At 60.1% G+C, this 23,518-nt stretch carries 20 protein-coding genes; 12 read left to right on the top strand and 8 right to left on the bottom strand.

Features of this window, described 5'->3' with window-relative positions; all coding sequences use genetic code 11:
* Positions 1–27: 27 nt before the first annotated feature.
* The 5 genes from AC1DK3_RS16555 to AC1DK3_RS16535 all read right to left on the bottom strand — a co-directional run bounded on the left by AC1DK3_RS16555 (position 28) and on the right by AC1DK3_RS16535 (position 8,192).
* Positions 28–606, bottom strand: coding sequence for a YceI family protein (locus AC1DK3_RS16555; RefSeq protein ID WP_477193346.1), 579 nt, complete (start codon positions 604–606; stop codon positions 28–30).
* Positions 603–1,187: a cytochrome b gene (locus AC1DK3_RS16550; RefSeq protein WP_477193345.1), complete on the bottom strand. Its 585-nt coding sequence runs from the start codon at positions 1,185–1,187 to the stop codon at positions 603–605. Before AC1DK3_RS16550 ends, AC1DK3_RS16555 begins: the two co-directional genes overlap by 4 nt.
* A 115-nt stretch (positions 1,188–1,302) precedes the next feature.
* The gene (locus AC1DK3_RS16545) at positions 1,303–2,208 is read right to left on the bottom strand and encodes a transglutaminase family protein (protein WP_477193344.1); all 906 of its coding nucleotides are present in this window, start codon (positions 2,206–2,208) and stop codon (positions 1,303–1,305) included.
* Complete coding sequence (locus AC1DK3_RS16540) at positions 2,205–4,772, bottom strand: circularly permuted type 2 ATP-grasp protein (RefSeq protein ID WP_477193343.1); 2,568 nt, start codon at positions 4,770–4,772, stop codon at positions 2,205–2,207. Before AC1DK3_RS16540 ends, AC1DK3_RS16545 begins: the two co-directional genes overlap by 4 nt.
* Before the next feature lie 117 nt (positions 4,773–4,889).
* Complete coding sequence (locus tag AC1DK3_RS16535; protein ID WP_477193342.1) at positions 4,890–8,192, bottom strand: transglutaminase family protein; 3,303 nt, start codon at positions 8,190–8,192, stop codon at positions 4,890–4,892.
* A gap of 361 nt (positions 8,193–8,553) precedes the next feature.
* On the opposite strand from AC1DK3_RS16535, the gene AC1DK3_RS16530 reads away from it, so the two are divergent.
* From AC1DK3_RS16530 to hutX, 10 genes are all read left to right on the top strand, one after another.
* On the top strand, positions 8,554–9,591 hold the full coding sequence (locus tag AC1DK3_RS16530; protein ID WP_477193341.1) for a zinc-binding metallopeptidase family protein: 1,038 nt from the start codon (positions 8,554–8,556) through the stop codon (positions 9,589–9,591).
* 85 nt (positions 9,592–9,676) lie between these two features.
* Positions 9,677–9,856, top strand: a complete 180-nt coding sequence (locus AC1DK3_RS16525) for a hypothetical protein (protein WP_477193340.1) — start codon at positions 9,677–9,679, stop codon at positions 9,854–9,856.
* A complete protein-coding gene (locus tag AC1DK3_RS16520; protein ID WP_477193339.1) occupies positions 9,857–10,417 on the top strand; it encodes a hypothetical protein in 561 nt (186 codons plus the stop codon).
* Between the two features lie 53 nt (positions 10,418–10,470).
* Positions 10,471–10,692, top strand: a complete 222-nt coding sequence (gene hemP, locus AC1DK3_RS16515) for a hemin uptake protein HemP (RefSeq protein ID WP_477193338.1) — start codon at positions 10,471–10,473, stop codon at positions 10,690–10,692.
* A 22-nt stretch (positions 10,693–10,714) separates the two neighbouring features.
* On the top strand, positions 10,715–11,626 hold the full coding sequence (locus tag AC1DK3_RS16510; RefSeq protein ID WP_477193337.1) for a heme/hemin ABC transporter substrate-binding protein: 912 nt from the start codon (positions 10,715–10,717) through the stop codon (positions 11,624–11,626).
* Positions 11,623–12,708, top strand: a complete 1,086-nt coding sequence (locus AC1DK3_RS16505) for a FecCD family ABC transporter permease (RefSeq protein WP_477193336.1) — start codon at positions 11,623–11,625, stop codon at positions 12,706–12,708. The genes AC1DK3_RS16510 and AC1DK3_RS16505 overlap by 4 nt, the downstream gene beginning before the upstream one ends.
* 3 nt (positions 12,709–12,711) lie before the next feature.
* Positions 12,712–13,533, top strand: coding sequence for a heme ABC transporter ATP-binding protein (locus AC1DK3_RS16500; protein ID WP_477193335.1), 822 nt, complete (start codon positions 12,712–12,714; stop codon positions 13,531–13,533).
* Complete coding sequence (locus AC1DK3_RS16495; protein WP_477193334.1) at positions 13,530–13,940, top strand: bleomycin resistance protein; 411 nt, start codon at positions 13,530–13,532, stop codon at positions 13,938–13,940. The genes AC1DK3_RS16500 and AC1DK3_RS16495 overlap by 4 nt, the downstream gene beginning before the upstream one ends.
* 183 nt (positions 13,941–14,123) lie before the next feature.
* A complete protein-coding gene (gene hmuQ / locus AC1DK3_RS16490) occupies positions 14,124–14,474 on the top strand; it encodes a heme-degrading protein HmuQ (RefSeq protein ID WP_477193333.1) in 351 nt (116 codons plus the stop codon).
* 5 nt (positions 14,475–14,479) lie between these two features.
* Positions 14,480–15,001 carry a heme utilization cystosolic carrier protein HutX gene (gene hutX, locus AC1DK3_RS16485; RefSeq protein WP_477193332.1) on the top strand — a complete coding sequence of 174 codons (522 nt, stop codon included), beginning with the start codon at positions 14,480–14,482 and terminating at the stop codon, positions 14,999–15,001.
* Positions 15,002–15,085: 84 nt separating this feature from the next.
* On the opposite strand, the gene AC1DK3_RS16480 is transcribed toward hutX, so the two are convergent.
* From AC1DK3_RS16480 to AC1DK3_RS16470, 3 genes are all read right to left on the bottom strand, one after another.
* Complete coding sequence (locus AC1DK3_RS16480) at positions 15,086–16,456, bottom strand: sensor histidine kinase (RefSeq protein ID WP_477193331.1); 1,371 nt, start codon at positions 16,454–16,456, stop codon at positions 15,086–15,088.
* Positions 16,443–17,120 (bottom strand): winged helix-turn-helix domain-containing protein, encoded by a 678-nt coding sequence (locus AC1DK3_RS16475; RefSeq protein ID WP_477193330.1) that lies wholly within the window; start codon positions 17,118–17,120, stop codon positions 16,443–16,445. Before AC1DK3_RS16475 ends, AC1DK3_RS16480 begins: the two co-directional genes overlap by 14 nt.
* A 143-nt stretch (positions 17,121–17,263) precedes the next feature.
* Positions 17,264–18,529, bottom strand: coding sequence for a multidrug effflux MFS transporter (locus AC1DK3_RS16470; RefSeq protein ID WP_477193329.1), 1,266 nt, complete (start codon positions 18,527–18,529; stop codon positions 17,264–17,266).
* A gap of 520 nt (positions 18,530–19,049) precedes the next feature.
* On the opposite strand from AC1DK3_RS16470, the gene AC1DK3_RS16465 reads away from it, so the two are divergent.
* On the top strand, positions 19,050–19,610 hold the full coding sequence (locus AC1DK3_RS16465; protein ID WP_477193328.1) for a LabA-like NYN domain-containing protein: 561 nt from the start codon (positions 19,050–19,052) through the stop codon (positions 19,608–19,610).
* Positions 19,611–20,341: 731 nt separating this feature from the next.
* Positions 20,342–23,506 (top strand): efflux RND transporter permease subunit, encoded by a 3,165-nt coding sequence (locus AC1DK3_RS16460; protein ID WP_477193327.1) that lies wholly within the window; start codon positions 20,342–20,344, stop codon positions 23,504–23,506.
* The last annotated feature ends 12 nt before the right edge of the window (positions 23,507–23,518 follow it).

Here is a 23,518-nt window from a genome sequence, read left to right as displayed (position 1 = left end):
TTCCGCGTCGGCCGTTACTCGCAGCCGTTACTGGCGGATGCCCTCGACGTCGAGCATGAGTTCTACGGTCTTCGACGCGGGGCCAAGATCGCGGTTGATGCCGAAATCAGCGAGCGTCAACTCCGTCGTTCCCGTGAAGCCATCGCGGTAGCCGCCCCAGGGATCTTTGCCGCCACCGAGGCGCTCGGCATCGATCGTGATTTCTTTCGTCACGCCGTGCAGCGTGAGATTGCCGGTGATCTTTGCCTTGTCGGGTCCGGACGCCTTGACGCTCGTGCTCTCGAAGGTCGCCGTCGGGAACATCTCGGTATCGAGCAGATCGGCCGCGCGCAGATGCTTGTCGCGTTCGGCGTGATTGGTATCGATGCTCGTCGTGTCGATTTCGACCTTCACTTTCGAAGCGTCGGGGTTCTTGTCGTCGAATGTAAAGTTGCCGGAGAACTTATCGAAGCGGCCGGTCAGCCAGCTGAAGCCGAGATGCTTAATGCGGAAGGTGATCGACGCGTGGGCGTTCTTGGTGTCGATGACGTAGTCGGCCGCCGACGCGGGGAGCGCGAGCAGCGAAACGGTCATCGATGCCGCAAGAGCCGCTATTCTGAAGTTCATTGCCGATTTTCCTTTTCTTGGACGAGTGATTCAATTGGCGGCGGACCCGACCACATGCGTGTCAGGACCGGGCTTTTGTCGAGGTAATGATGCTTCAAAGCGGCGGCAGCATGAACGACGGCGAGCGCGATCGTCGCGTAGCTGAGAATTCTGTGAACGTAGCCGGCGCGGCTTTCGAGCCCGTGCATTTGAAAGATCGACGGAACTGAAAACCAACCGAAGACGCTGATCGGCTCCCCGCCTGCGGTCGATATCAGGTAGCCGCTCGCCATCAGCACGAACAGCAGAACATAAAATCCCCAATGGACGGCGTAGGATGCCCTTTGCTCGAGAGGCGAAAGCTCGCGGTCGGACGGCTTCACGTTCGCCGCTCGCCAGATCCAGCGAACGAGGAGCGCAAACAGCAAGAGCATGCCGACGCTACGATGGATGTCGGGGGCGGAATTGTAATACGGGCTGTAGTAGTCGAGGCGCACCATCCATAGGCCAAGTATAAACATGGCGACGATCGCAATCGCCATGAGCCAATGGAAGAGACGCGAGACGACCCCGTAGCCCTCCGATGTATCGCGAATAAGCATCGTAGCACCAGCTTGCGCGAAGGCGCGACGTCTCTCGACGCCCCCTGATGCAGAACAAATGCGAGCGGTGTACGGCTCCTTCAAGAGGGCACAAAAAGGTAACTATCCGTGACGTTTAGCGACCGCTTAGCGCGTCAGCTGGCGCGCCCGCGATCATATTGACGTCGACGCCGACGCTGACGGAATGCTCGCCTCCGCCGCGCAGCACGCCGCTGATCGGGCTCACGTCATCGTAGTCGCGGCCGTAAGCGACCGTCACGTGTTCGTCACGAACCATGATGCCATTGGTCGGATCGAAATCCACCCAGCCGTATTCCGGCGACCAGACCGAAATCCACGCGTGCGTCGCGTCCGCGCCTTGCAGCTTCGGACGTCCCGGCGGTGGCCTCGTGTGGAGATAGCCGCTGACGTAGCGGGCGGGAATACGAAGCGCACGAAAGCACGCCAAGGCAGCGTGCGCGAAATCCTGGCAGACGCCGCGTTTCGTCTGGAAGACTTGCGTCAACGGGGTCGAGACATCGGTTGCGTGCGGATCAAATGTGAAATCGTTATACATCCGCATGACGAAATCCATCGCCGCATCGAGGACTGGCCGTCCCGGCGCGAACGACGGCGCGGCATAGTCGGCGAACTCGAGCGTCGGCAGCGTGATCCGCGAGGCGCAGCGGTACATCAGAACGTGGACATCGCGCTCGCCGCCAGCTTTCAGCAGGCAATCATCGAGATGATCCCACGGCGTCGTCGACGAGAGATCAACGGGCGGCGGCGTTCGCTTCTCGACCGTGCTCCGCGCCAGCAGCACAAGCTCTTTGTGCTGCGACTCCATATCGAGAATGATGTCGATGTTTCCGAAGGCGTCTATCCCGTCCTGCCGCGACGTCGGCACCGGCTCGACAGTCAGGCTGTGATGGCGGACGATCTGCCCCGGCAGCGAGCGCGGCGTCATGTGCGCGATATGCAGAGACTGCACGACCATCGAGCGATAGCGGTAATGAGTTTTATGCGTAATATCGAAGATCATAGCGAGGGTTCTACCCTCGTGTGAGTCCGATGGGGCGCTTCGTCCATGACGTTGAAGTAGTGCCGCGTTATTTCGTTGGAAAGCTCGGGCAGCATTTCCAGCTGATCCAGCAGAAGCCGTTCGAGCATCGCGCCGCTTTCTTCCTTCGCCATCGCTTCGACGTCGGCCCTGCGGATCGACGTCAGCAGCGCGAGGATGAGCCGGCGATCTTCCGGCAGCCCCGGGCCCTGGTGCGTATCGGGAAGTCCTTCGAGATGCCGGGCTATTGCCGAGAGCTGATAGGCAAGGCTTCGCGGGTTTGCTTCGTCGAGCAGAAGAAGGTCGAGCACCAGCGCCAGCATCGGGTCGAGCCTGTAGCGCGAGCGATACGTGATGAAGCTGTCGGCGAGTTCGAGCAAGAGCAACAAGCTGCTCTGCGTCTCTTCCGGATCAGGCAACGGAATGAACAGCGTGAGAATTGCCTCGCTGAGATTCTGCGCTCGTTCGATGCGCCGGCCCATGTCGAGGAATGCCCAGCCCGAGTTCCGCGTCATGTTCTCGTGCATGAAGCCGTTGAAGGCGGCGATGGCGGCGAGCCCCTCGTCCAACACATCGAGGACTTCGAGCGGTTGCGCCGAGTTCAGCGCCTCTCTCCAACGGTTACCGGAGCGGAATTTGCTCAGCGTCTGCCAAGCTTCGAGCGACAGACGATCACGTACGAGATGGGCAACGCGATAGAGCCCATCGAGCGTGCGCTCGAGAGTGCGCGAGCCGATGCCGCTCGTGATGAGACGTTCACACAGCCGCTCGATTTCGGCATCGGGCGGCGTCTCCCGGCTGCCGGTGACGAGACCTAGATCCCTGCCGAGAAGAACTTCGAGGCATTTGCGCGCCGCGCGGCGGCCGGTATCAGGCGCGCCATCTTCCTGGATCCGCCGAAGGGCGCCGCGAAGCACCCGCATCGTCCAATCGGCGCGCTCGCTGTAGCGGCCAAGCCAGAACAGATCATCGGCGACGCGACTCTGGATGACGCGCTTTGAACGTTCGATGCGCGTCGTTGCCAGCGTCGGCCGCCAAAGGCTGACGTGCGGCGCGAGTTCGCTTTCCGACAGGACCCAGACGTCGCGCGTGCGGCCGTCCGGAGCGCTGAGCGCCACGGCGCGGTCAGGATCGATGCTCATCGCGAGCCCTCCCGGCATGACCTGATAACCGCTCTCCGTTCTGCAAACGAAGAGGCGGACGGCAAAGGGCTTTGGCACGAACCCGTCGCGACCGAGGATCGGTGCAGAACTGAACCCCACCTTTTCCTCGGCGACCAACGTTGCTCCATGAAGCTCGATCTCGCGCTTCATTTTCTCGCGTTCGGGCGCGGAAAGTCCGCGGGCTTCCCAGCCGAGCGCGGCCTGGCCCGGCCGCCCTGTGCCCTCCTGCGCCTTGCGGATGATGAACTTGTCGGGCCGCGCGAAAAGCTCGCGGCGCGCGTCGGGATCGCCAAGCCAGCGGCGCGGTGCATCCGCGAGTTCGAGATCCTCTCCCAGAACGTGACGAGCGAGTTCCGGCAAATAAGGTCCGAGGCCGCGGTTTTGCGCGAGCGCCGTTCCTATGGCGTTGACGACAATGCGCGGCGACTTGCGGCAGACGCGGAGCAGGCCGGAGGGGCCGATAAAGCCCGTCGGGTCGAGTTCGAGCGGATCGCTCGATTTGCCATCGATGCAGCGCACGAGGAGGTCGATCTCTCTCAAACCTTCGAGCGTCTTCAGATAGACCTGCTCGTTTCGCGTCTTGAGATCGTGGCCTTCAATGAGCAAGTAGCCGAGGTAGCGCGCGAGATAGGCGTGCGAGAAATAGTCTTCGTGATGCGGGCCCGGAGTCATCAGCGCGATACGCGCATTTTCGCGGCCGCTGTGGAGCGTCAGCGTCGACTGCAGTTTCTGAAAATAGGGCGCCAAGCGGCGCGCGTTGCAGTCTTTGAAGAGATCACCGGCGACGTGCGTGTGCACGACGCGGTTTGCCAAAGCAAAGCCGATGCCCGCCAGCGTCTCGGTGTGATTGTCGATGATATGCCATTTGCCGTCTTCGCCGCGGGCGATGTCGGCGGCGTAAAACATCAGGCCGCCGGCATTCGGCAAGATGCCATTAGCCGGTGCGAGATAAGCGGCGTCGGAAAAGATCAGCTCGGCAGGCACCCGTCCTTCGCGCAGAAGCTTCTGCTCGCCATAGACATCATTCAACAGCGCATCGAAGAGCCTCGCACGTTGAATGAGCGCCGATTCCAAGTCTTGCCATTCGCTTGCAGAAATGACGACGGGCAAGAGGTCGAGCGTCCAGCGTTGCGGCGTGGTGTGTGGATCGGCGAAGATATCGTAGGCGATACCCGTTTCACGGACGCGAGACGCGAGACGGCCATATCGCGCTTGCCGTTCGGTTTCGGGCAGCTCGGCCAATCCTTCGAGCAGCCGTCGCCAATGCGCGCGAACCGTTCCCGACGGATCCAGCAGCTCATCGAATCCCGTTATCTCCTTGCGCCGGTAGGCGTTCAAGAGATCGGAAACCGGCTGTTCATTCATTGCCGCTGCTGTCGTCATTCCGACTGGTCCACGCCGCGACGTCCTCCCCCAAATCGATCAAGGCACTATCGTGCGACGAGGCGCGGTCCGCAAGCGACGGGAGAATGCAAGAGGCGACTACACACTGCTTGTCTTTCAGCCCGGAAAGCGGCGGAGGTCCAGCGTGCATGGATAATCCGGGTTAACGCTCTCGGGCTTGACCGACATTGGTCCGGCCGTGTGGCCTTCCGCGTCGAAACGCGCTAGGCGGCGGCCTTCGGCTTCGTAGCCGTTGATCGGGAACACATCGTAGCTGCGTCCGCCCGGATGTGCGACGTGATAGCGACAGCCGGCAATCGACCGCCCGCTCCACGTATCGACAATATCGAACGTCAGCGGCACGTGCGCGCCGATCGTCGGATGCAAAGCGGACGGGGGCCACCAAGCGCGATAGCGGACGCCCGCGACGGCTTCGCCCCAGTTTCCGGTGGGCGCCAACGGTAGCGGACGCCCGTTGCATGTAACGACGAAGCGATCGCCCGTCTGACCTTTGACCTTTGCTTCGACACGCTCGAGCGAAGAATCAACGTAGCGCGCGGTGCCCCCCGCAACGCTCTCTTCGCCGAGCACATGCCAGGGCTCGAGCGCCTGACGCAATTCGAGCGTGAGGTTCGATGCCGACACGGTGCCGTAAAGCGGGAAGCGGAATTCAAAGTGCGGACGGAACCATTCGAGCTCTACCGGCAGGTTTGCCGCCTTGAGGTCGGCAATGATCGTCGCAAAGTCGGACCAAAGGTAATGCGGCAGCATAAATCGATCGTGCAGCGCTGTGCCCCAGCGCACCAGCTTCTGGCGATATGGCTTTTCCCAGAACATCACGATCAGGGCGCGCAACAGCAGTTGCTGCGCAAGACTCATGCGGGCGTGCGGCGGCATTTCGAACGAGCGGAACTCGACAAGCCCCAACCTGCCCGTCGCGCTGTCCGGAGAATAGAGCTTATCGATGCAGATCTCGGCACGATGCGTGTTGCCCGAGACATCGATCAGCAGGTTGCGGAAGAGCCGGTCGACGAGCCACGGCGGGATGTGCCCAACTCCTCGATCCGGCACTTGCGAAAGAGCGATTTCGAGTTCGTAGAGCGCTTCGTGGCGGCCCTCGTCGGCGCGCGGCGCTTGGCTCGTTGGTCCAATGAACATGCCGGAGAAGAAATAGGAAAGTGAGGGATGATTTTGCCAATAGGCAATGACGGACGCCAATAGATCCGGACGGCGCAGGAAGGGACTGTCTGCCGGTTCCATGCCGCCGAGGACGATGTGGTTGCCGCCGCCGGTTCCGGTATGACGACCATCGAGCATGAACTTTTCGGCGGAAAGGCGCGTGTCGTGCGCCTCCTCATAGAGCGCGGTCGTTATCGCGACTGTGGTCTCCCAACTCGCCGAGGGATGAATGTTGACTTCGATGACGCCGGGATCGGGCGTAACCTTGATCACGTTGAGGCGCGCATCCGACGGCGGATTATAGCCTTCGACCTGAACCGGAACGCCGGTCTCTTTCGCCGCTTCCTCAATCGCCGCAACGAGGGCCGCATAGTCTTCGGCATCTGTCAGCGGCGGCATGAACACGCAAATGGCGTTGCCGCGCGGCTCAACCGTCAACGCGGTTCTGACGGAGCCTGCGATGTCCGGCGTGATCTCGATGGGTGTGTTCGGCTTGGCGGCTTCTAGCGTCACGACGCGGCGTTCCTGCAGCAGGACGGAGCGCTCGGGCAGCGCCCGGGATTGGCTCATCGGATCGCGCGGGATGACGTTCGATTGCTCGGTTGGCTCAAGCACGGGGAACGATTGCAACGGAAGGCGGAAGCCGGCGGGAGAATCACCCGGCACGAGGAAAAGATGCTCCCGCCGGAGCGCCCAGCGCTCGGTGACCCATCGACGGCCGCGGTCCGCTGTCTGCCAAGCTTGTATCGGAAGAACGTAACTCGCGACTTGGCCCAGTCCGCGATCGAAAACGCGCGCGATCCGTTCGCGCTCGGCGGGGTCGTCCAGCCTATTGGCTTCGGTCGTGACATTGATCGGCAGGTTGCGCTCGACGAGCAGGAAGTGCGCCGGATCTTCATAGGCCGGGATGGCGCTATCGACCGGAAGGCCGAGCTTCGCACACAGGCCGCGCACCAGATTGTCGGCGTCTTCGATCATCGCGGGGCGCGCGACGCTCTCGCTGACGATCAAGTCCTGGTTTTCCCAGAGCGGCAGGCCATCGCCACGCCAGTAAAGAGCGAACGCCCAGCGCGGTAGCTGTTCGCCCGGATACCATTTGCCCTGGCCGTAGTGGAGCAGTCCGCCCGGCGCGAAGCGGCGTTGCAGCCGGCGGATCAATTCATCGGCGTAGCGGCGCTTGGTCGGTCCGACGGCTGCCGTGTTCCATTCGGCGGCTTCCATATCGTCGGCGGCGACAAAGGTCGGTTCGCCACCCATGCTGAGCCGCACGTCGCCCTTGACGAGCCGATCGTCGATCGCGTTGCCGGTCGCGACGATGGTCTTCCACGTTTCGTCGTCATAGGGTTTCGTTACGCGCGGCGTCTCGCGAATGCGTGTGACTGCCATCTTGAAGTCGAATGAGACTTCCGCCTTCGTGTGGCTGCCGCTGATGGGCGCGGCGCTGACGGGATGAGGCGTTGCGGCGAGCGGAATGTGGCCTTCGCCGGCCAATAGACCGGATGTCGCGTCGAGGCCGACCCATCCGGCACCCGGAATATAGACCTCCGTCCAGGCGTGGAGATCGGTGAAGTCCGTGTCGGCCCCGGCAGGACCGTCGTGAGGTTTCACATCCGGCTTCAACTGAATGAGGTAGCCCGATACGAAACGCGCCGCGAGGCCGACGTTGCGCAGGATCTGCGTCAGAAGCCACGCGCTGTCGCGGCAAGATCCGGAACCGTTCGCGAGCGTTTCTTCGGGCGTTTGAACGCCGGGCTCCATGCGGATGAGATAGCTGACATCGCCCTGCACCATGCGATTGAGATCGCAGATGAAGTCGATCGTCGTCTGCGATTTGGGAACGATCTTCTTGAGATAGCGCTCGAGGTTTGGTCCGAGAGGCGCCGCAACGAGGTAGGGCGCGAGTTCTTTCTTGACGACGTCATCGTAAACGAACGGCCAAGCCTGGGCTTTCTCTTCGATGAAGAAGTCGAACGGATTGATCACCGCCATGTCGGCGACGAGATCGACGGTGACGGAGAATTCCGTCGTCTCTTCTGGGATGACGACACGGGCAAGGAAGTTGCCGAACGGGTCCTGCTGCCAGTTCAGGAAGTGCGATTTCGGCGTGATGGTGAGCGAGTAGCTCAGAATGGGTGTCCGGCAATGCGGGGCGGGGCGAAGCCTGATCACCTGTGGCGCCATACTTACCCGTCGGTCGTAGCGGTAACTCGTTTGATGGGTCAGCGCGACGTGAAGGACCATGAAGCAGCATCATCCCTGTTTTATCTGATCGCGGTGCCGGGCCTTCGGGAGGGCCCCAGGCAACGAAATAGTCTTACCTGCGTTACCGGGCCGAAAGTTATGGTACAAGCGCGGGTTAGCCTAAAAAGTTCGCAGCCGCCAATTCTGCATCACGTTTGAGCAGGGTGCTGAAAAATTTGGACCCCAGTGCGATTTATAAGGGCATCGACGTGTTTTATCGGCAAGGCCCAATGAGCCGACAAGGAGCGGTCAGCGATTTCCGGCACCCCCCGTTCGGGGCCATTTGCGCGTTTGCCTACGGGCACCGGGGCGTTTGGTACGCGGCATGAAGAATTTCGCCTGCTCGCACTGCGGAAACACCGTGTATTTCGAGAGCGTGAAGTGCGTGAAATGCGGCAGCACGCTCGGTTTCGATACCGGGGAAATGGCCATCGTTGCGATCGCGGAAAGTGGTGACAGTGAGGTTGCGCTCGAGACCCCCATCTTCCGCAAGCAGAGCAGCGCTCCGACAGATGTTCCGCTTCGATATTGCGCGAATGCGGAGTTCGGCGTTTGCAACTGGCTGACGCCTGAGTCCGAGAGCAACGTCTTCTGCAAGGCATGCGACCTCAACCGCCTTATCCCTAACCTTTCGGAACGTGGCGGTCTCGGCGCGTGGCGCGCGCTCGAACATGCCAAGAAGCGCCTCGTTTATTCGCTTCTGCGATTTGGACTGCCTTTCGATGGCTCAGCTTCGGCGAAGGGCCCGCTGACATTCGATTTCGTGCGGAACTCGCTGACCGGCCATCTCGATGGCGTCGTTACCATCGACGTCAGCGAAGCCGACTCCGTGCAACGGGAACGGCAACGGCAGCGGTTCGATGAACCCTACCGTTCGCTACTCGGCCATCTGCGCCATGAAAGCGGGCACTACTACTGGATGGTTCTCGTTGAAGAGCGCGATCGGCTCGACGAGTTTCGCGCGCTCTTCGGCGACGAGCGCGAAGACTATGACGCTACGCTTACGCGCCATCACAGTTCAGGCCCCGCGCCCGATTGGCAGGAGCGGCACGTTTCCGCCTATGCTAGCGCGCACCCGTGGGAAGACTGGGCGGAAACTTGGGCGCACTATCTGCACATGGTCGATGCCCTCGACACCGCTGCGGCCGAAGGCATGGAAGGCCATGGCGTTCATCTCGACCTGCGCGACGATATCTATTCGAGCGTGACGTTCGGCGCGCTGATGGCGCGATGGATACCGCTGACGATCGCCATGAACAGCCTGAGCCGCAGCATGGGTCATGATGATTTTTATCCGTTCGTAATTCCCGGCGCGGCTTACGACAAACTCGCATTCGTGCATCGCGTCATCCACGAGCGCACTCAGCAGCCGGCTGCTACCGAGACCTCCAAAGTTTAAACTTGACTCTCGTAGTATACTTTCGCTTAATGGCTTCATTCGCCATTTGCGGGGCCTTGAACCTCGATATTTTGGGTAGAAAACCATGAAACAATCGCACCTTAACGGTGAGCGATTGGACGTGCGCGATAATTCCGGCGCAGTCCTAGCCGCATCGCTGTTCGCCGCCTCCGCGGGAATGATTTGGGATTTAGCGACCGGCCATGTCTCGGCATTCGATCGCATGCTCTCCAACCTTTCTGACGATGAAGGGGATGAGCGATAAATGCGGAACAAATCTCCGAAGCCAAACGACGGCAAGACCGACGGCGAGGATACCTGTGCGGGCCACGCACTCGGATTTCCCCTGCGCGCCGAACTCGAATTTCTGCCGATCGAGAACGTTACGCTCGATATCTTCCGCTGCCTTTGCGAAGTGTACACCACAGGCGCGGCGCAGCCGTGGGAGATCGCGATGAAAGAGGCCGAGGCAAAGCTCGGCCCCGCTGAAGGCCCTCTTCTTGTCGCTCGTGTAACGGCACTCCTCAGAGCGCTCCGATTCGAACGCAAAGTCGGCTTTTCCTATCTCAGCATCGGCTGCCAGCATGTATCGCCCGACGAGCTTGCGGTGTCGGGGCTTTTGAAAGCTGCGCGCTCCGGCAACGAGATCGCATTGGACCGTGGATTGAAGCTGCTGGTAGAGGATCCGCAGGCACCGGCGCGCACACAGTTCGCCGCTCGCGCGCTCGCCTCCATGCAGTCGCAGCACATTGCTTCCGACGTGGACGTTCGTGGCGATAGCCGCACGTCGGAAAAGAAGACCGCGCCGGCCCATTATCTTCACTAGAGCGGCTATTGAAAGATATGTCCGCTCCCAGCCCCTCATCCTTGATCGAGCGAATGCCTCAGAAAAAAGAGGTCGCAGCATCCGTACTGCGCCAAGCGGGGCAAAGCCCTATTTCGATGACCGAATTGCCAAACACCGATGGCCCGATCGAGAACGGCGTCCGATATCGGGTCGACGAATTGCTCAAAGGTAATCGCGAAGCAACTCTCTTGCACCGAGGGCAAGAGTATCGCCTGCGCATTACCGCAACGGGCAAGCTGATCCTAACCAAGTAAGACACAACCAGGGACGCACGATATGGGCGTGGCAACACGACGATTTGCAATTGCTGGCGCGGCTCTCACGCTGGCTGGGTTACTGACCGAACTCGGCTTTGATCGCTCCCGTGCTGTCGCGGCCGATACGGGCGCGGTACGGATTCTGTCTCTCGGTGGCGACGTGACAGAGATCCTTTACGCGCTTGGGCAGGAGCAAAAGATCGTCGCGGTCGATACGACGAGCCAGTTTCCAGCGAGTGCCCTCGCCGACAAAAAGTCGGTTGGATACTTGCGCGCGCTCTCTGCAGAGGGCGTGCTTTCCATGAACCCCACGCTCATTATCGCATCCGAGCAAGCTGGGCCGCCCGAGGTCGTCAAAGCCATCAAGGGCAGCGGCGTCCAATACGTCGATATCGCCGAAAAGCAGACGGCAGAGAGCGTGCCCGAAAAGGTTCGCCGTATCGGCGAAGTTGTCGGCGCCGCCAGCGAAGCCCAGACGCTTGCGTCGAAAATCGAGGCCGATTTTGCGTCTCTCGAAAGCGATCGCAAGCAGAACAAAGATCGCAAGAAGGTACTGTTCGTTCTCGCCGTTCAAAACGGCCGCGCGACGGTCGGTGGCGTGGGCACGGGCGCTGACGCCGTCTTGCAGCTTGCCGGCGCCGACAATGCAGCGGTCGGAGTCAACGGCTACAAACCGGTGAGCGATGAGCAGTTGGCGGAGTTTTCTCCCGACGCGGTTGTCGTGATGAGCCGCGGCAGTGGCGATCGCCACGGCGCCAGCACGGCGCTGGAGTTGCCGGGTCTCAGCCAGACACCGGCTGCAAAGACCAATAGTCTCATCGAAATGGACAGCCTTTATCTTCTCGGCTTCGGACCGCGCGCCCCTTCAGCCGCGCATGACTTGATGAAGGCTCTCTATCCCGAGCCGGGCCAGACCGCTGCAACGCCGTGACAGCCATCGATGCCAGGTTCGCTAAAGTCGCCGGCGCGGTGAGGCCTGCGCGAGCCAAGGTTTTCCTTCTGCTCACCGGGCTGCTGCTCCTTTCGGCAATCTTGTCGCTCGCTATCGGGCCGACCGGCGTTTCGCTGCAGTCACTGCCCCGCGCGCTTGCGGCGGCTGCCGGCTATGCCGCCGATTCCAGCGCTGAGCGAGACAGGCTGGTTCTGATCGATCTCAGACTGCCACGAACACTGCTCGCTGCTTTCGTCGGTGCGGCCCTCGCTACGTCGGGCGCGATGATGCAAGGCCTATTCCGCAATCCGCTCGCAGACCCGGGCCTCATCGGCGTTTCTTCGGGCGCGGCGCTTGCTGCGATTGCAACGATCGTGCTCGGTCACGGGATCGCAGCTCCCTTGATCGCGCCTCTCGGAATTTACGCATTGCCTATCGCCGCGTTCTTCGGCGGCCTTGTCACGACGGTCACGCTTGTCGCCATCGCTGCGCGCCGAGGACGGCTCGCAGTTGGCACATTGCTGCTTGCCGGCATCGCTCTCGGCGCGTTGGCTGGTTCGCTCGGCGGATTTCTTGCATACGCGAGCGATGACCGGGATTTGCGGGATCTGACGCTCTGGTCGATGGGCAGCCTTTCCGGCGCTAGCTGGCAGAAAGTTTTTGCCGTCCTTCCCTTTGCTGCCGCCATCTGTCTGGCCGTGCCGCACCTCGTGCGCGGGCTCAACGGATTTCTCCTCGGAGAGTCGGAAGCGATGCACCTCGGCATCGATACCGAGCGGACAAAGCGGATCACCATTGCGACCACGGCCGCGGCCGTTGGAGCAGCCGTCGCTGTTGCCGGCGTGATCGGCTTTGTCGGTCTCGTTGCACCCCACGTCATGCGGCTGCTTTCCGGCCCCGATCATCGTGTCGTTCTTCCGGGAAGCGCCATCCTCGGTGCGACACTCGTCATCGTCGCCGACATTATCGCGCGCATGGTGTTACGGCCCGCAGAGCTGCCCATCGGCATCGTGCTCGCGCTCGTCGGCGCACCCGTGTTTCTTCATCTCGTGCTGAGGCGCGGCATCGGCGGGGGAGAATAGGCGATGCTTGAAGCGCGAAGCGTCTCGGCGGTGGCGGGTTCGAAGCGGCTCATCGACAACGTGTCGTTGGCGATCACGCCCGGCCGGCTCACCGCCGTGATCGGCCCGAATGGCGCCGGAAAATCTACACTTCTGCGCGTCATGGCGGGCGAGCTCAAGCCGAGCGAGGGCGCGGTCTTCCTCGACGACACCGATCTCCGGAAAGTGCCGGTCGCCCGACTTGCGGCACGGCGATCGGTCGTCGCGCAATCGACGACACTTTCATTTCCGTTCACAGTTCTCGAAGTCGTCATGCTGGGCGCGACGGTGCCGGGATTTGGCATTCGCGATTCCGCTGCGGCGAACGCTGCACGCGACGCACTAGAGGCCGTCGGCTTGGCAGAATTCGAAACGCGGATGCTCAATGAGCTTTCCGGCGGCGAGCGCCAGCGCGTCCATATTGCTAGAGCCCTATGCCAATTGGCCACCGCTCCGCGTTCGCAGGCGGGAGCGGCCGCAATCTTGCTCGATGAACCAACTGCGAGCCTCGATCTCAAACATCAATGCGATGTGCTCGCCCTAATCAAAGCGCAGGCCGAAATGGGACGCGCAGTCATGCTCGTCATTCACGATCTCAATCTTGCCGCAGCATTTGCTGATGAAATCGTACTGATGGCCGCAGGCAGGATCGCCGGAAAAGGTAAACCCGACGATCTCTTGAATGAGGATCTGCTCAGCCACACGTTCGGGTGTCGATTGCGGGTGGTTTCGTCCAAAGATGGCGGGCGATTGATCTTGCCTTCGGCCATCACGCGCGAAGCGACCATGGGAGCGGCTGCAGAATGATGACGTTACCTGATGAACTGACTGCCAACGGCGTTGCGGTGCCATTGGCGATACCCGTCCTACTTTCAACCAATATCGAACGCTCCGCCGAAATCTATGACAGCAAAGGGTTCGTCGTCGTGCACCCCGCGCATAACTATCTGATACTGCGCCGACGCGCTGTCGAGCTGCACATATCTTCCGTTGCGGTCGTTCCCGAACCGCATTGCGTCTCCGCTTACATTCGCGTCAACGACGTCGACGAATGGCATTCCGCATTCAAAAACGGCCCGTCCAAGCGGCTATCGGAAGTTTCGGACAAGCCTTGGGGTATGCGGGAATTCCACTTTATCGACGATGACGGCAATCTTCTCAACATTGGCCAAATGCTGCCGACGCACATGGAATACCGGATAGGCGCAGCGTGACGATAATGTTGACTTTTTGCGGACACAATAGTAGCGTGCCGCCGCGGTAACGCACTGCAAACAACAAGAATTCAAAATGCGTCTTAGAGCACGATGACATCCGTCTCGCAGCTCCGAGATGGCCGGCGGACCGGAAATCCCAGCTTCCGGTTCGCCGTTTTTCTCAAAAGAAAGGTGCACTAAATGTACATCGCGATGAACCGCTTCAAAGTCGAGCCCGGCCTCGGAAGAGATTTCGAGCAGCTGTGGATCGCTCGGGAAGTGCACCTGCACAAGGAACCCGGTTTCGTATCGTTTCACTTGCTTCGCGGACCCGAGCGCGAGGATCATCTTCTTTATTCATCGCACACGGTGTGGCGTTCATTCGCAGATTTCGATGCGTGGACGAAATCTGAATCGTTCCGCAAGTCGCATTCCAGCGCCGGAACGACGAAGAAGCTTTATCTCGGCCATCCCGAGTTTGAAGGCTTCGAAGCGATCCAGGAAGTTCGCTCCGACGGCTCGAAGTCGGTGTTTGCAGCGGCGGCCGAGTGAGCAGCATGAGCGAAACACTGACATCTGAGGCAGGCGAACGCCTGCCGCTCCGCGAGCGTCTGGCAAAGAATGCGGATGGTATCCTCGAGCAGATCGCCCGCGAATACGGCGTCAGCACGTTTGAGGCTGTCGAAGCGCTTCCTGATCCGCACCGGGCCATTATTCCCGGCAGCGCGTTTGAGACGATATTGACTGCCCTTACAGCGTGGGGACCGGTGGTCTTCATCGTTCACACGCCCGACATCGTGCTCGAATGCGAAGGCCCGATCCCGCCCGGTACGATCGGCCGCGGATATTTCAATCTGCATGGCGACAGCCCCATCGGCGGCCATATCAAAGCAGAGAACTGCACGCACATCGTCTTTGTTTCGCGTCCCTTCATGGGGCGGGAGTCGCGGTCGGTTCAATTCTTCAACGGCGCCGGCGAAGCGATGTTCAAGATCTTCGTTCGCCGCGACGAGAAGCGCGAATTGATCAAGGAACAAGTTGCGCTGTTCGACGACCTGAGAAAAAGCTTCGCGGGCTAACCAAGCGGCGCTCAGAGCGACGGAAATTTCCAAGGGGCGCATCAAAATTGCGCCCCTTAATTTTTTTGCGTCCGCTGCCTCGGCTTACATGCCCGGGAATCTCACTTCCACGCGCAGCCCGGGGGCGTTGTCAAAGAGCTCGATCTTTGCGGAATGAAGTTCGACGATCGCTGCAACGAGGCTGAGGCCCAAGCCGCTCCCCTCGGTCGAGCGGGCACGCTCCAACCGATACAGGCGGCGGAACACGTTCACCCGTTCGTGCTCCGGGATACTCGGTCCCGAGTCAGAAACTTCGACGACGTGCACGGCGCCGCGTGAGGAGAGGCGCATGGTAATCTCCGTGCCGGGCGGGCAATGGCGAATGGAATTCTCGACGAGGTTGGCGAAGAGCTGAACGAGGAGTTCCGGATCTCCCCGAACGTACACCGGGCCGATGCAATCGCTGACGTACTTTAGCTTGTCGCCCGCGTCCTCGGCCACGACATCGTAGACGTCGCGAACGTCGGCGAGGAGAAGCGAAAGATCCACCATTACGAAGCGCGATTTACGAGCGCCAGCCTCGATCTGCGTAATCCGGAGTAGGGCGTCGAATGTTTCCGATATAGAATCGATATCGCCGAGCGCCGCATCGATTGCGTTTTGAAACTCCGCTTTGTTTTCCCCGTTGCGCGCGTCGTCCAGGCGTTGGCGCAAGCGGCCGAGCGGCTTCTTCAGATCGTGCGCGATATCTGACGAAGATTGATTTACGTTCTCGATCAGTCTCTGCAGGTCGCCCAGCATGCGGTTCACTTGCAATGCGACCTGGTCGATGTCGTCATGCTGTCCGGAGATCGGAACGCGGGCGGTGATTTCGCCTTGTGAGACTCTCGCAAGGGGCCGGGCGAAGGCATTGATGCGATGTTGCGCTTCGCGTGCGAAATAGGCCGCGCAAAGAGCGAGCGCCAGGGCGGCCGCGACCACGCCGTATGCGAGCAGCCTCAGCAGAAACGACTTCATCTGCTTGACTTCGCTATTATCGCTGCCGACGAGGAGCCGCCCTTTGACGAGGGGCCTCCATATTGCGAGAAATTCGTCGTCGGGTTCGCCGCGATCGAGGGTGAGAAACATGTCGGAGCGCTTCAGCGTCATCCATTGCTTCGAATCTTTTACACCCCGAACATTGCCCGCCAGAAAATTTCCGTTCTTGTCGACGAGCTCGATGATGAAGTCGGGATCGCGGACGGATTCGCTTTCACTGGCGACGAGGGCAACGAGATCGTCGAACGTGCGGTCGCCGTCCAGAGCTGCGAGAGAATCGAGTGTCGTCTCGACGCGGTCGCGAATGTCTGTCACGAGCCGCTCGCTGGCGACGAAATAGACGGCTGTGAAAAGCGCTAATATCGTCGTTAGGAAAAACAACGAAAACGTCGCCGCCAATCGAAACGGCGTGCGTTTGAGGAGATCACGTGCCGTCATGGACCGTGTATCCGCTCCCACGAATGGTGTGGATCAGCTCTTTGCTATAGGGCTTATCGATCTTGGCGCGCAGCCGGGAAATGTGCGTTTCGACGACGCTCGTCTTCGGATCGAAATGGAAGCTCCATACCCGCTCCAACAGCATCGTGCGCGTGACGACGCGACCGCGATTGCGCATGAGCACTTCGAGCAGGCGAAACTCACGCGGTTGGAGATCGATGATATCGCCCGCGCGCGTCACCTTTCTGCTCACGAGGTCGATCTCGAGATCGCCGACCTTGAGGCGCGTCTCTTCACCTTTCGTATGCGGGCGGCGCGCCAGCGCGTTGACGCGAGCAAGAAGCTCGGAAAACGCAAATGGCTTGACGAGGTAATCGTCGGCGCCCGCATCGAGACCTTCGACGCGATCGTCGACGCCTCCCAGCGCCGTCAGGAATAATACGGGCACGCCGCGTCCGGCACTTCGAATTGTCTTGATGATCGCGAGCCCGTCGAGGCCGGGAAGCATGCGATCAAGGATAATCACGTCGTAATTCTCGGCGACGGCTTGAGCGACCGCATCGCGGCCGTCAGCGAGGTGATCAACCGTATGACCTTCTTCCTCAAGGCCCTTCAAGATATATCGTGCGGTATTCAAGTCGTCTTCAAGCAGCAGAATTCTCATGTCCGTACTGCCCTCGCGCCCCGGGATCGACCCGTCAGCAATCACCGTCGCCGTCGCAGCATTTAGTACACGAGGCGAAGGGTGGCCAGTGCGAGATGGCTTTTAGGCGCTCGTTACGTAAATTTTAGGTGGCGAACCTTGCATTACGCCGGGCGGTTTCGGCCGAACAGGCCCTTCGAGCCCTCGATATAGAGGACAATGAGGCCCGCAATTATGCTGCATACTGCAAATCCGGCCGTTATCGGAAAGATCGAGCCGTCGAACGATGCGCCGACGATGCCGCCTGCGATAGCGGCGATGGCAGTCCCGAGCGAGCCAATCACCGACGACGCCATCCCCGCATTGTGACCTTGCGGCTCCATGGCGAGTGCATTGAAGTTCGGCGCAATCAATCCGAATAGGAAAAACTGAACGCCGACCGCCGCCGCGAAGAGCCAAAATCCGGCCACGCTCAGCGCGGCTGCTATCGCCAGCAGAATCGCAACGCCGATGAAGGCGACCAGTGCCGAGTGCGACACCCACCGCATTCCAAGCCGGCCGACAAGACGCGCGTTGGCGAATGAAGCGAAAGCGATCGCAGACGCGAGCGCGCCGAAGATGATGGGGAAGTTCTCTCCCATGCCAAAGACGCCGACGAAAACTTGCTGGGCGCTAGCGACATACGCCAGCAAGCAGCCGAACATGAAGCCGCCCGCCACCCCGTAACCCGATGTCTGCGGATTGAGGATGGCGGCCATCAGAGACTTCCCGAGCGTCATCGCGCGGTCTGTTCCGAGTGCGGGGCCGGCGGTTTCGGGTAATCTCGTCCCTGACCATACTGCCGCGAGCACCGCCATCGCGAGCAGCACGGCGAAGATCCAGTGCCAGTCACCGAAAAGAACGACGGCCTGCCCGATCGAGGGGGCGAAGACCGGGATCATGATGAACACCATCATCGCAAACGACATCACCCGCGCCATTTGCCGACCGCTATACAGATCGCGAACGACCGCGACCGCGATGATCCGCGGAGACGCCGCGCCGACACCCTGAATGATGCGTGCGATCAGCAGCGTTTCAAACGTGCCTGCCAGGATCGCTCCGAGGGTCCCCAAAATGAAAATCGCGAGGCCGGTCATAAGGACCGGCTTACGGCCAAGGCGGTCTGAAAGTGGGCCGAACAACATCTGGCCCACCGAGAACCCGGCCATATAGAGAATGATGACGAGTTGCCGGTCGTTGTCCCTGGCGACGCCGAAAGTCGAGGCAATTTCCGGTAACGCCGGCAGCATGATGTCGATCGCCAACGCGGTCAGCGCCATCAGCGCCGCGATCAGGCCGACGAATTCGACGAACGGAATCGATAGCAAAATAGCCGGTGTGTCCGGGCGCGACGCTTGAATGCGCGCCTCACGCTCTGACGTTGTCATGTGATGGTCCTGAAGCCTTTTGCGGCCGATACGGGGAAGGCCCGTCGCTCAGCGTTGAAATCGCGCGAACGCGGCGTCTGTCTCACTGCCGCTTTTTCGCGCGCTGGTTAGCACGCGGCTCGGCGTTCGTCATCCGGCTGGTTCATGGCCTTTCTGCGACGAAAGACCGGATGACGGCGCCATGCGCTCGCAAACGCCCGGGGCATCGGCAGATTCGTCGGTCACGCTGGGATCGGTCGATGGCCACATCAACTTCGCTTTCACCACCTGATATATTTTTTTTATAAATAGTGGAACCAATTGGTGGGTGCAATCAATGGCCTTCGCCCCGAAATTCGTGCTGTCAAATTGTCCGAATTGGCTGGGACTATCCATTGGCTAATAATTGCCACTCATCGGACGACGCGGCACAGCGATGGAAACGAACGCGATCGAGAGCCGACAACCATTGACAATCTGGGATATAGACTGAAAATACTCGGTGCGAGGATTCTTCTGCTGCAGGAGTCTGAAACCCCTCATGCATTTTTATCCGACTGAGCGGGTCGCGTTATTTATTGATGGCGCCAACCTTTATGCTGCTGCGAAATTGCTCGGATTCGATATCGATTACAGGAGATTGCTCCGGCATTTTAGGAGCAAGGTTCAGCTTGTAAGAGCGCTCTATTACACGGCAATTGCTGACGAGCAGCAATATTCGTCCATACGTCCTTTGATCGACTGGCTCGAGTATAATGGGTTTTCGATGGTGACTAAGCCATCGAAAGAGTTCGTCGACAGCGCGGGACGGCGACGCATCAAAGGCAATATGGACATCGAGCTTGCCGTCGATGCCATGCGGCTGGCGGGGAATCTCGATCACATCGTCATCTTCTCCGGCGACGGCGATTTTCGCAGTCTGGTCGCTGCTTTGCAGCAAATGGGCAAAAGGGTGAGCGTTGTGTCGACGCTTCAGACGCAGCCTCCGATGATTGCCGACGAGTTGCGGCGTCAGGCCGATCAATTCCTGGATCTCGCCGATCTCGAAAAGGAGATTGGCCGCGCTCTGAATGGCAAGGGAAGCCCGCAAGGGGAGCTGTAAGCGCTCAGTCCGCGCCGTGAAACTGTCGTTTCACGTTTTTTTGCGGTCCTCCGCTTTTTAGGAAATTGCGGCGCGCTTTCGCTCACGCGCTGCAATCGTCGCAAACCGTCAGTCCCAGATGTTGCTACTTCGGCTACAATCTAGGGCCGCCGCTTTAACAGCGGAACCCTGACGCAGATCAAACTCACAGTATCGACAATCAGATTTCTCTGTTTTCATATGCTCGTCATTGTCGATCTCTCAAAAATGGCCCTGCGCCGGGTTCATTGCCCAATCCAGCGGCATCTCTGCCGTCTGATCTTCAACTCTGAGCTTGCGCGGCGCTTTTTTGATCAGTCTCGGTGCAGCATTATTCGTGGGGTCCAATTTCATTGAGAGTTGATCGCTTCCAGCGATCTTTTATTGGCCATTTTTCACGAGCCGTCGGCAGGTAAAACGACCTCGCCCTGAATTTCGGAGCGAACGACATATCGCCACGCGGCTTCGGATGGCTTTGTGGCCGCAAAGATACGATCCTCGGCAGAAGTGCCCGTGAAAGCTGGCGAACCCCGTGAGGTTTCCTACTTTTCATCAGGCGGATCGTCAGGCTTCAGCATATTTACCTCGCCCAAAGATCGTCTCAATGGCTGCTTGAGGTGAGACAGGTTTAAAGGCTTTAAGAAGGGCAGGCGATCCCAGAACGGGACACCCGAGCCGCCATCCGCGGCTACACGCATTAATGTGGACGGCGTATGGTCAACTTCTTCATCCACCGGCCCATCTTCGCCTCGGCGATCGCCGTCATCATGGTTCTGGCAGGAACCATTTGCTATTTCCTGCTGCCCGTTTCGCAACTTCCTGACGTCACGCCGCCGCAAGTCGTGGTGAGCGCGATTTATCCGGGCGCCAGCGCCCAGGTTGTTGCCGATACGGTCACGACGCCGCTCGAACAGCAGATCAACGGCGTCGAAGGCATGACGTACATGTCGTCGTCGAGTTCGAACGACGGCTCGTCCAACATCACGATCACATTCGATGTCGGTTATCCGCTCAGCATTGCGGCCGTCGACGTCCAGAACCGCGTGGCGGAAGCTGCATCGTCGTTGCCGCCTATCGTCAACCAAGCTGGCATCTCGATCAGGAAACAAAACCCGAATTTCGTTTTGATCGTCAATTTGACGTCGCCCGATCAATCCGTCGATCCGGTGACGCTCAGCAATTACGCCTACCTTCAGATCGTCGATCCGTTGAAGCGGCTGGCGGGTGTGGGCGACGTACAGATCTTCGGCGAACGGCGCTATTCGATGCGGTTGTGGCTCGATCCCGATAAGCTGTCCCAGCTCGGGATCACGGCAGTCGACGTTCAAAACGCGGTCGCGGAACAAAACATTCAGGTCGCGGCCGGAAAGATCGGTCAGTCGCCGGCGCCGCCGGGGACGCCGTTCGAGATGCAGGTCAACGCGACCGGACGCCTGAGCAATCCGGAAGAATTCGGAAATATCGTCGTTCGGTCCAATCCGTCGACGGGCGCCATCGTGCGCCTTCGGGATGTCGCCCGCATCGAGCTTGGGGCGCTTCAATATTCGTCGTCGGCATTTTTCGGCAAAGACCCTTCGGTCGTGCTCGCCGTATTCCAGATGCCGGGATCGAACGCGCTCGATCTGCAGCAGCGCGTGCTGACCAAGATGGACGAACTGTCGAAGCGGTTCCCGAAGGGGATCGCCTACGGCATGCATTATGACACGACCCGCTTTGTTTCGGCGGCCATGCATGACGTGGTTTTCACGCTGCTCGAGGCGCTGATCCTGGTCGTTCTCGTTGTGTACGTCTTTCTGCAAAGCTGGCGCACGACGATCATTCCGACGATTGCCATACCGGTTTCGCTGATTGCGACGCTCGTCATTATGCACGCGCTCGGATTCTCGCTGAACATGCTCAGTCTTCTCGGCATGGTGCTGGCGATCGGCCTCGTCGTCGATGACGCCATCGTGGTCGTCGAGAACGTCGAGCGGCAGCTGGAAAACGGTCTCAAACCCATGGCTGCGGCTTTGAAGGCCATGTCGGAAGTGACGGGTCCGATCATCGCGACGACCGGCGTTCTCATGGCGGTGTTCATTCCCGTGGCGTTCATTCCGGGTGTCTCCGGCCGTCTCTATAATCAGTTCGCACTGACGGTCGCGATTTCGGTCGGATTATCGGCTTTCAACTCGTTGACACTCAGCCCGGCGCTGGCCGCGGTCTTTCTTCGCCATCGCGGGCCGCCATCGTTCGTGCTCTTTCGCTGGTTCAACGCCGGCTTCGACCGGATCTCGCACGGATACGCTCACCTGGTGCGCTTCATGACACGCATCCGCTGGGTGATGCTCTTCCTTTTCGCGGCCGTGCTCGGCGCCACGTATCTGCTCTCCCAGCGCATTCCTTCGACATTTTTGCCCGTCGAAGACCAGGGATACTTTTTCGTCGTCGTCCAGCTACCGGACGGATCATCGCTCGAACGAACCGATGCCGTCGCCAAGAAGGTCAGAGACATTCTGGAAAACACTCCGGGTGTCGATATCGTCGGCTCGATCAGCGGCCTCAACTTCCTGACGAGCGCGGCGCAATCGAACTCCGCCGTCGAATTCGCCATTCTCAAGCCGTGGAACGAGCGGCCGCCCGAGCAGAGCGCGTCGAGCTTGGTGCAGGCGGTTCGCGGGCAGTTGCTCATGATCCCCGAGGCCGTCGTGCTCAGTTTCGACCCGCCGTCGATACCCGGCCTCGGAACGACGGGCGGATTTGAATTCCAGGTCGAAGATCTGACGGGCCGCGGCAGCGTTGCTCTCAACGACGCGACACAGGCGCTGATTGCCGAGGCCCGCAAACAACCGGAGCTCGATGCGCAGCAGCTGTTCACGTCGTTTTCGACCTCGACGCCGCAATTCAACTACGACCTCGATCGCTCGAAGGCGAAACTGCTGGGGCTCAATCTGCCGGACGTATTCAACACGCTGCAGATCTACCTCGGTTCGCTCTATGTGAACGACTTCAACCTTTTCGGGCGCACGTTCCGCGTGACGCTGCAAGCGGACACCAATGCACGCGCGGATCCGTCGAGCCTCTCGCGGCTTTACGTTCGGAACGCGACGGGCGGAATGGTGCCGCTCAGTACGCTCGGAACGCTGAAGCCGATCGTCGGGCCTGAGACGGTTCCTCATTACAACAACTATGCTTCGGCACTGATCAACGGCGGTCCCGCGCCGGGCTACAGCACCGGGCAGGCCATTCAGGCGATGGAACGCGCCGCGGCGGCGGCTCTGCCTCGCGACTTCAGTTACGAATGGACTGGCATTACATTCCAGGAACTGAAGGCGGGTTCGATCGCCCTCGTCGTCTTTGCGTTGGCCAGCGTGTTCGTCTTTTTGATCCTTGCTGCGCAATACGAAAGCTGGTCGATGCCGTTCATGGTGCTGCTTGCAGTGCCGCTCGCGCTGTTCGGCGCGCTCCTTGCGCTCTGGGTTCGCGGCCTGCAAATCGATGTCTATTCGCAGATCGGATTTGTCATGCTCATCGGTCTTTCGGCGAAGAACGCCATTCTGATCGTCGAGTTCGCGAAGAGACGGCGTCTCGAGGGCTTGTCCATCGTCGATGCTGCGATGGAAGCGGCGCGGCTTCGGTTGCGCCCTATATTGATGACCGCATTCGCTTTCATTCTTGGCGTCGTTCCGCTCATGATCGCGAGTGGGGCGGGCGCTGCCAGCCGGCAATCGATCGGAACGACGGTCTTTGGCGGAATGCTGGCTGCGACGCTGCTTACGCTGCTGTTCGTTCCGGTGTTCTACGCGGTCATCGAAGAGTGGCGGGAAGGGCGTGATGCCCACACTTCCGGGAAGGTCGACACATCAGGCAGCGATGCTTCGCATCCGGCTGCCGCCGAATAGACAGGGATTTCG

It is taken from the genome of Hyphomicrobium sp. 01T421, from assembly GCF_056398805.1.
Note: the sequence above shows the minus strand (reverse complement) of the source record. Positions and strands in the feature narration are given on the sequence as shown.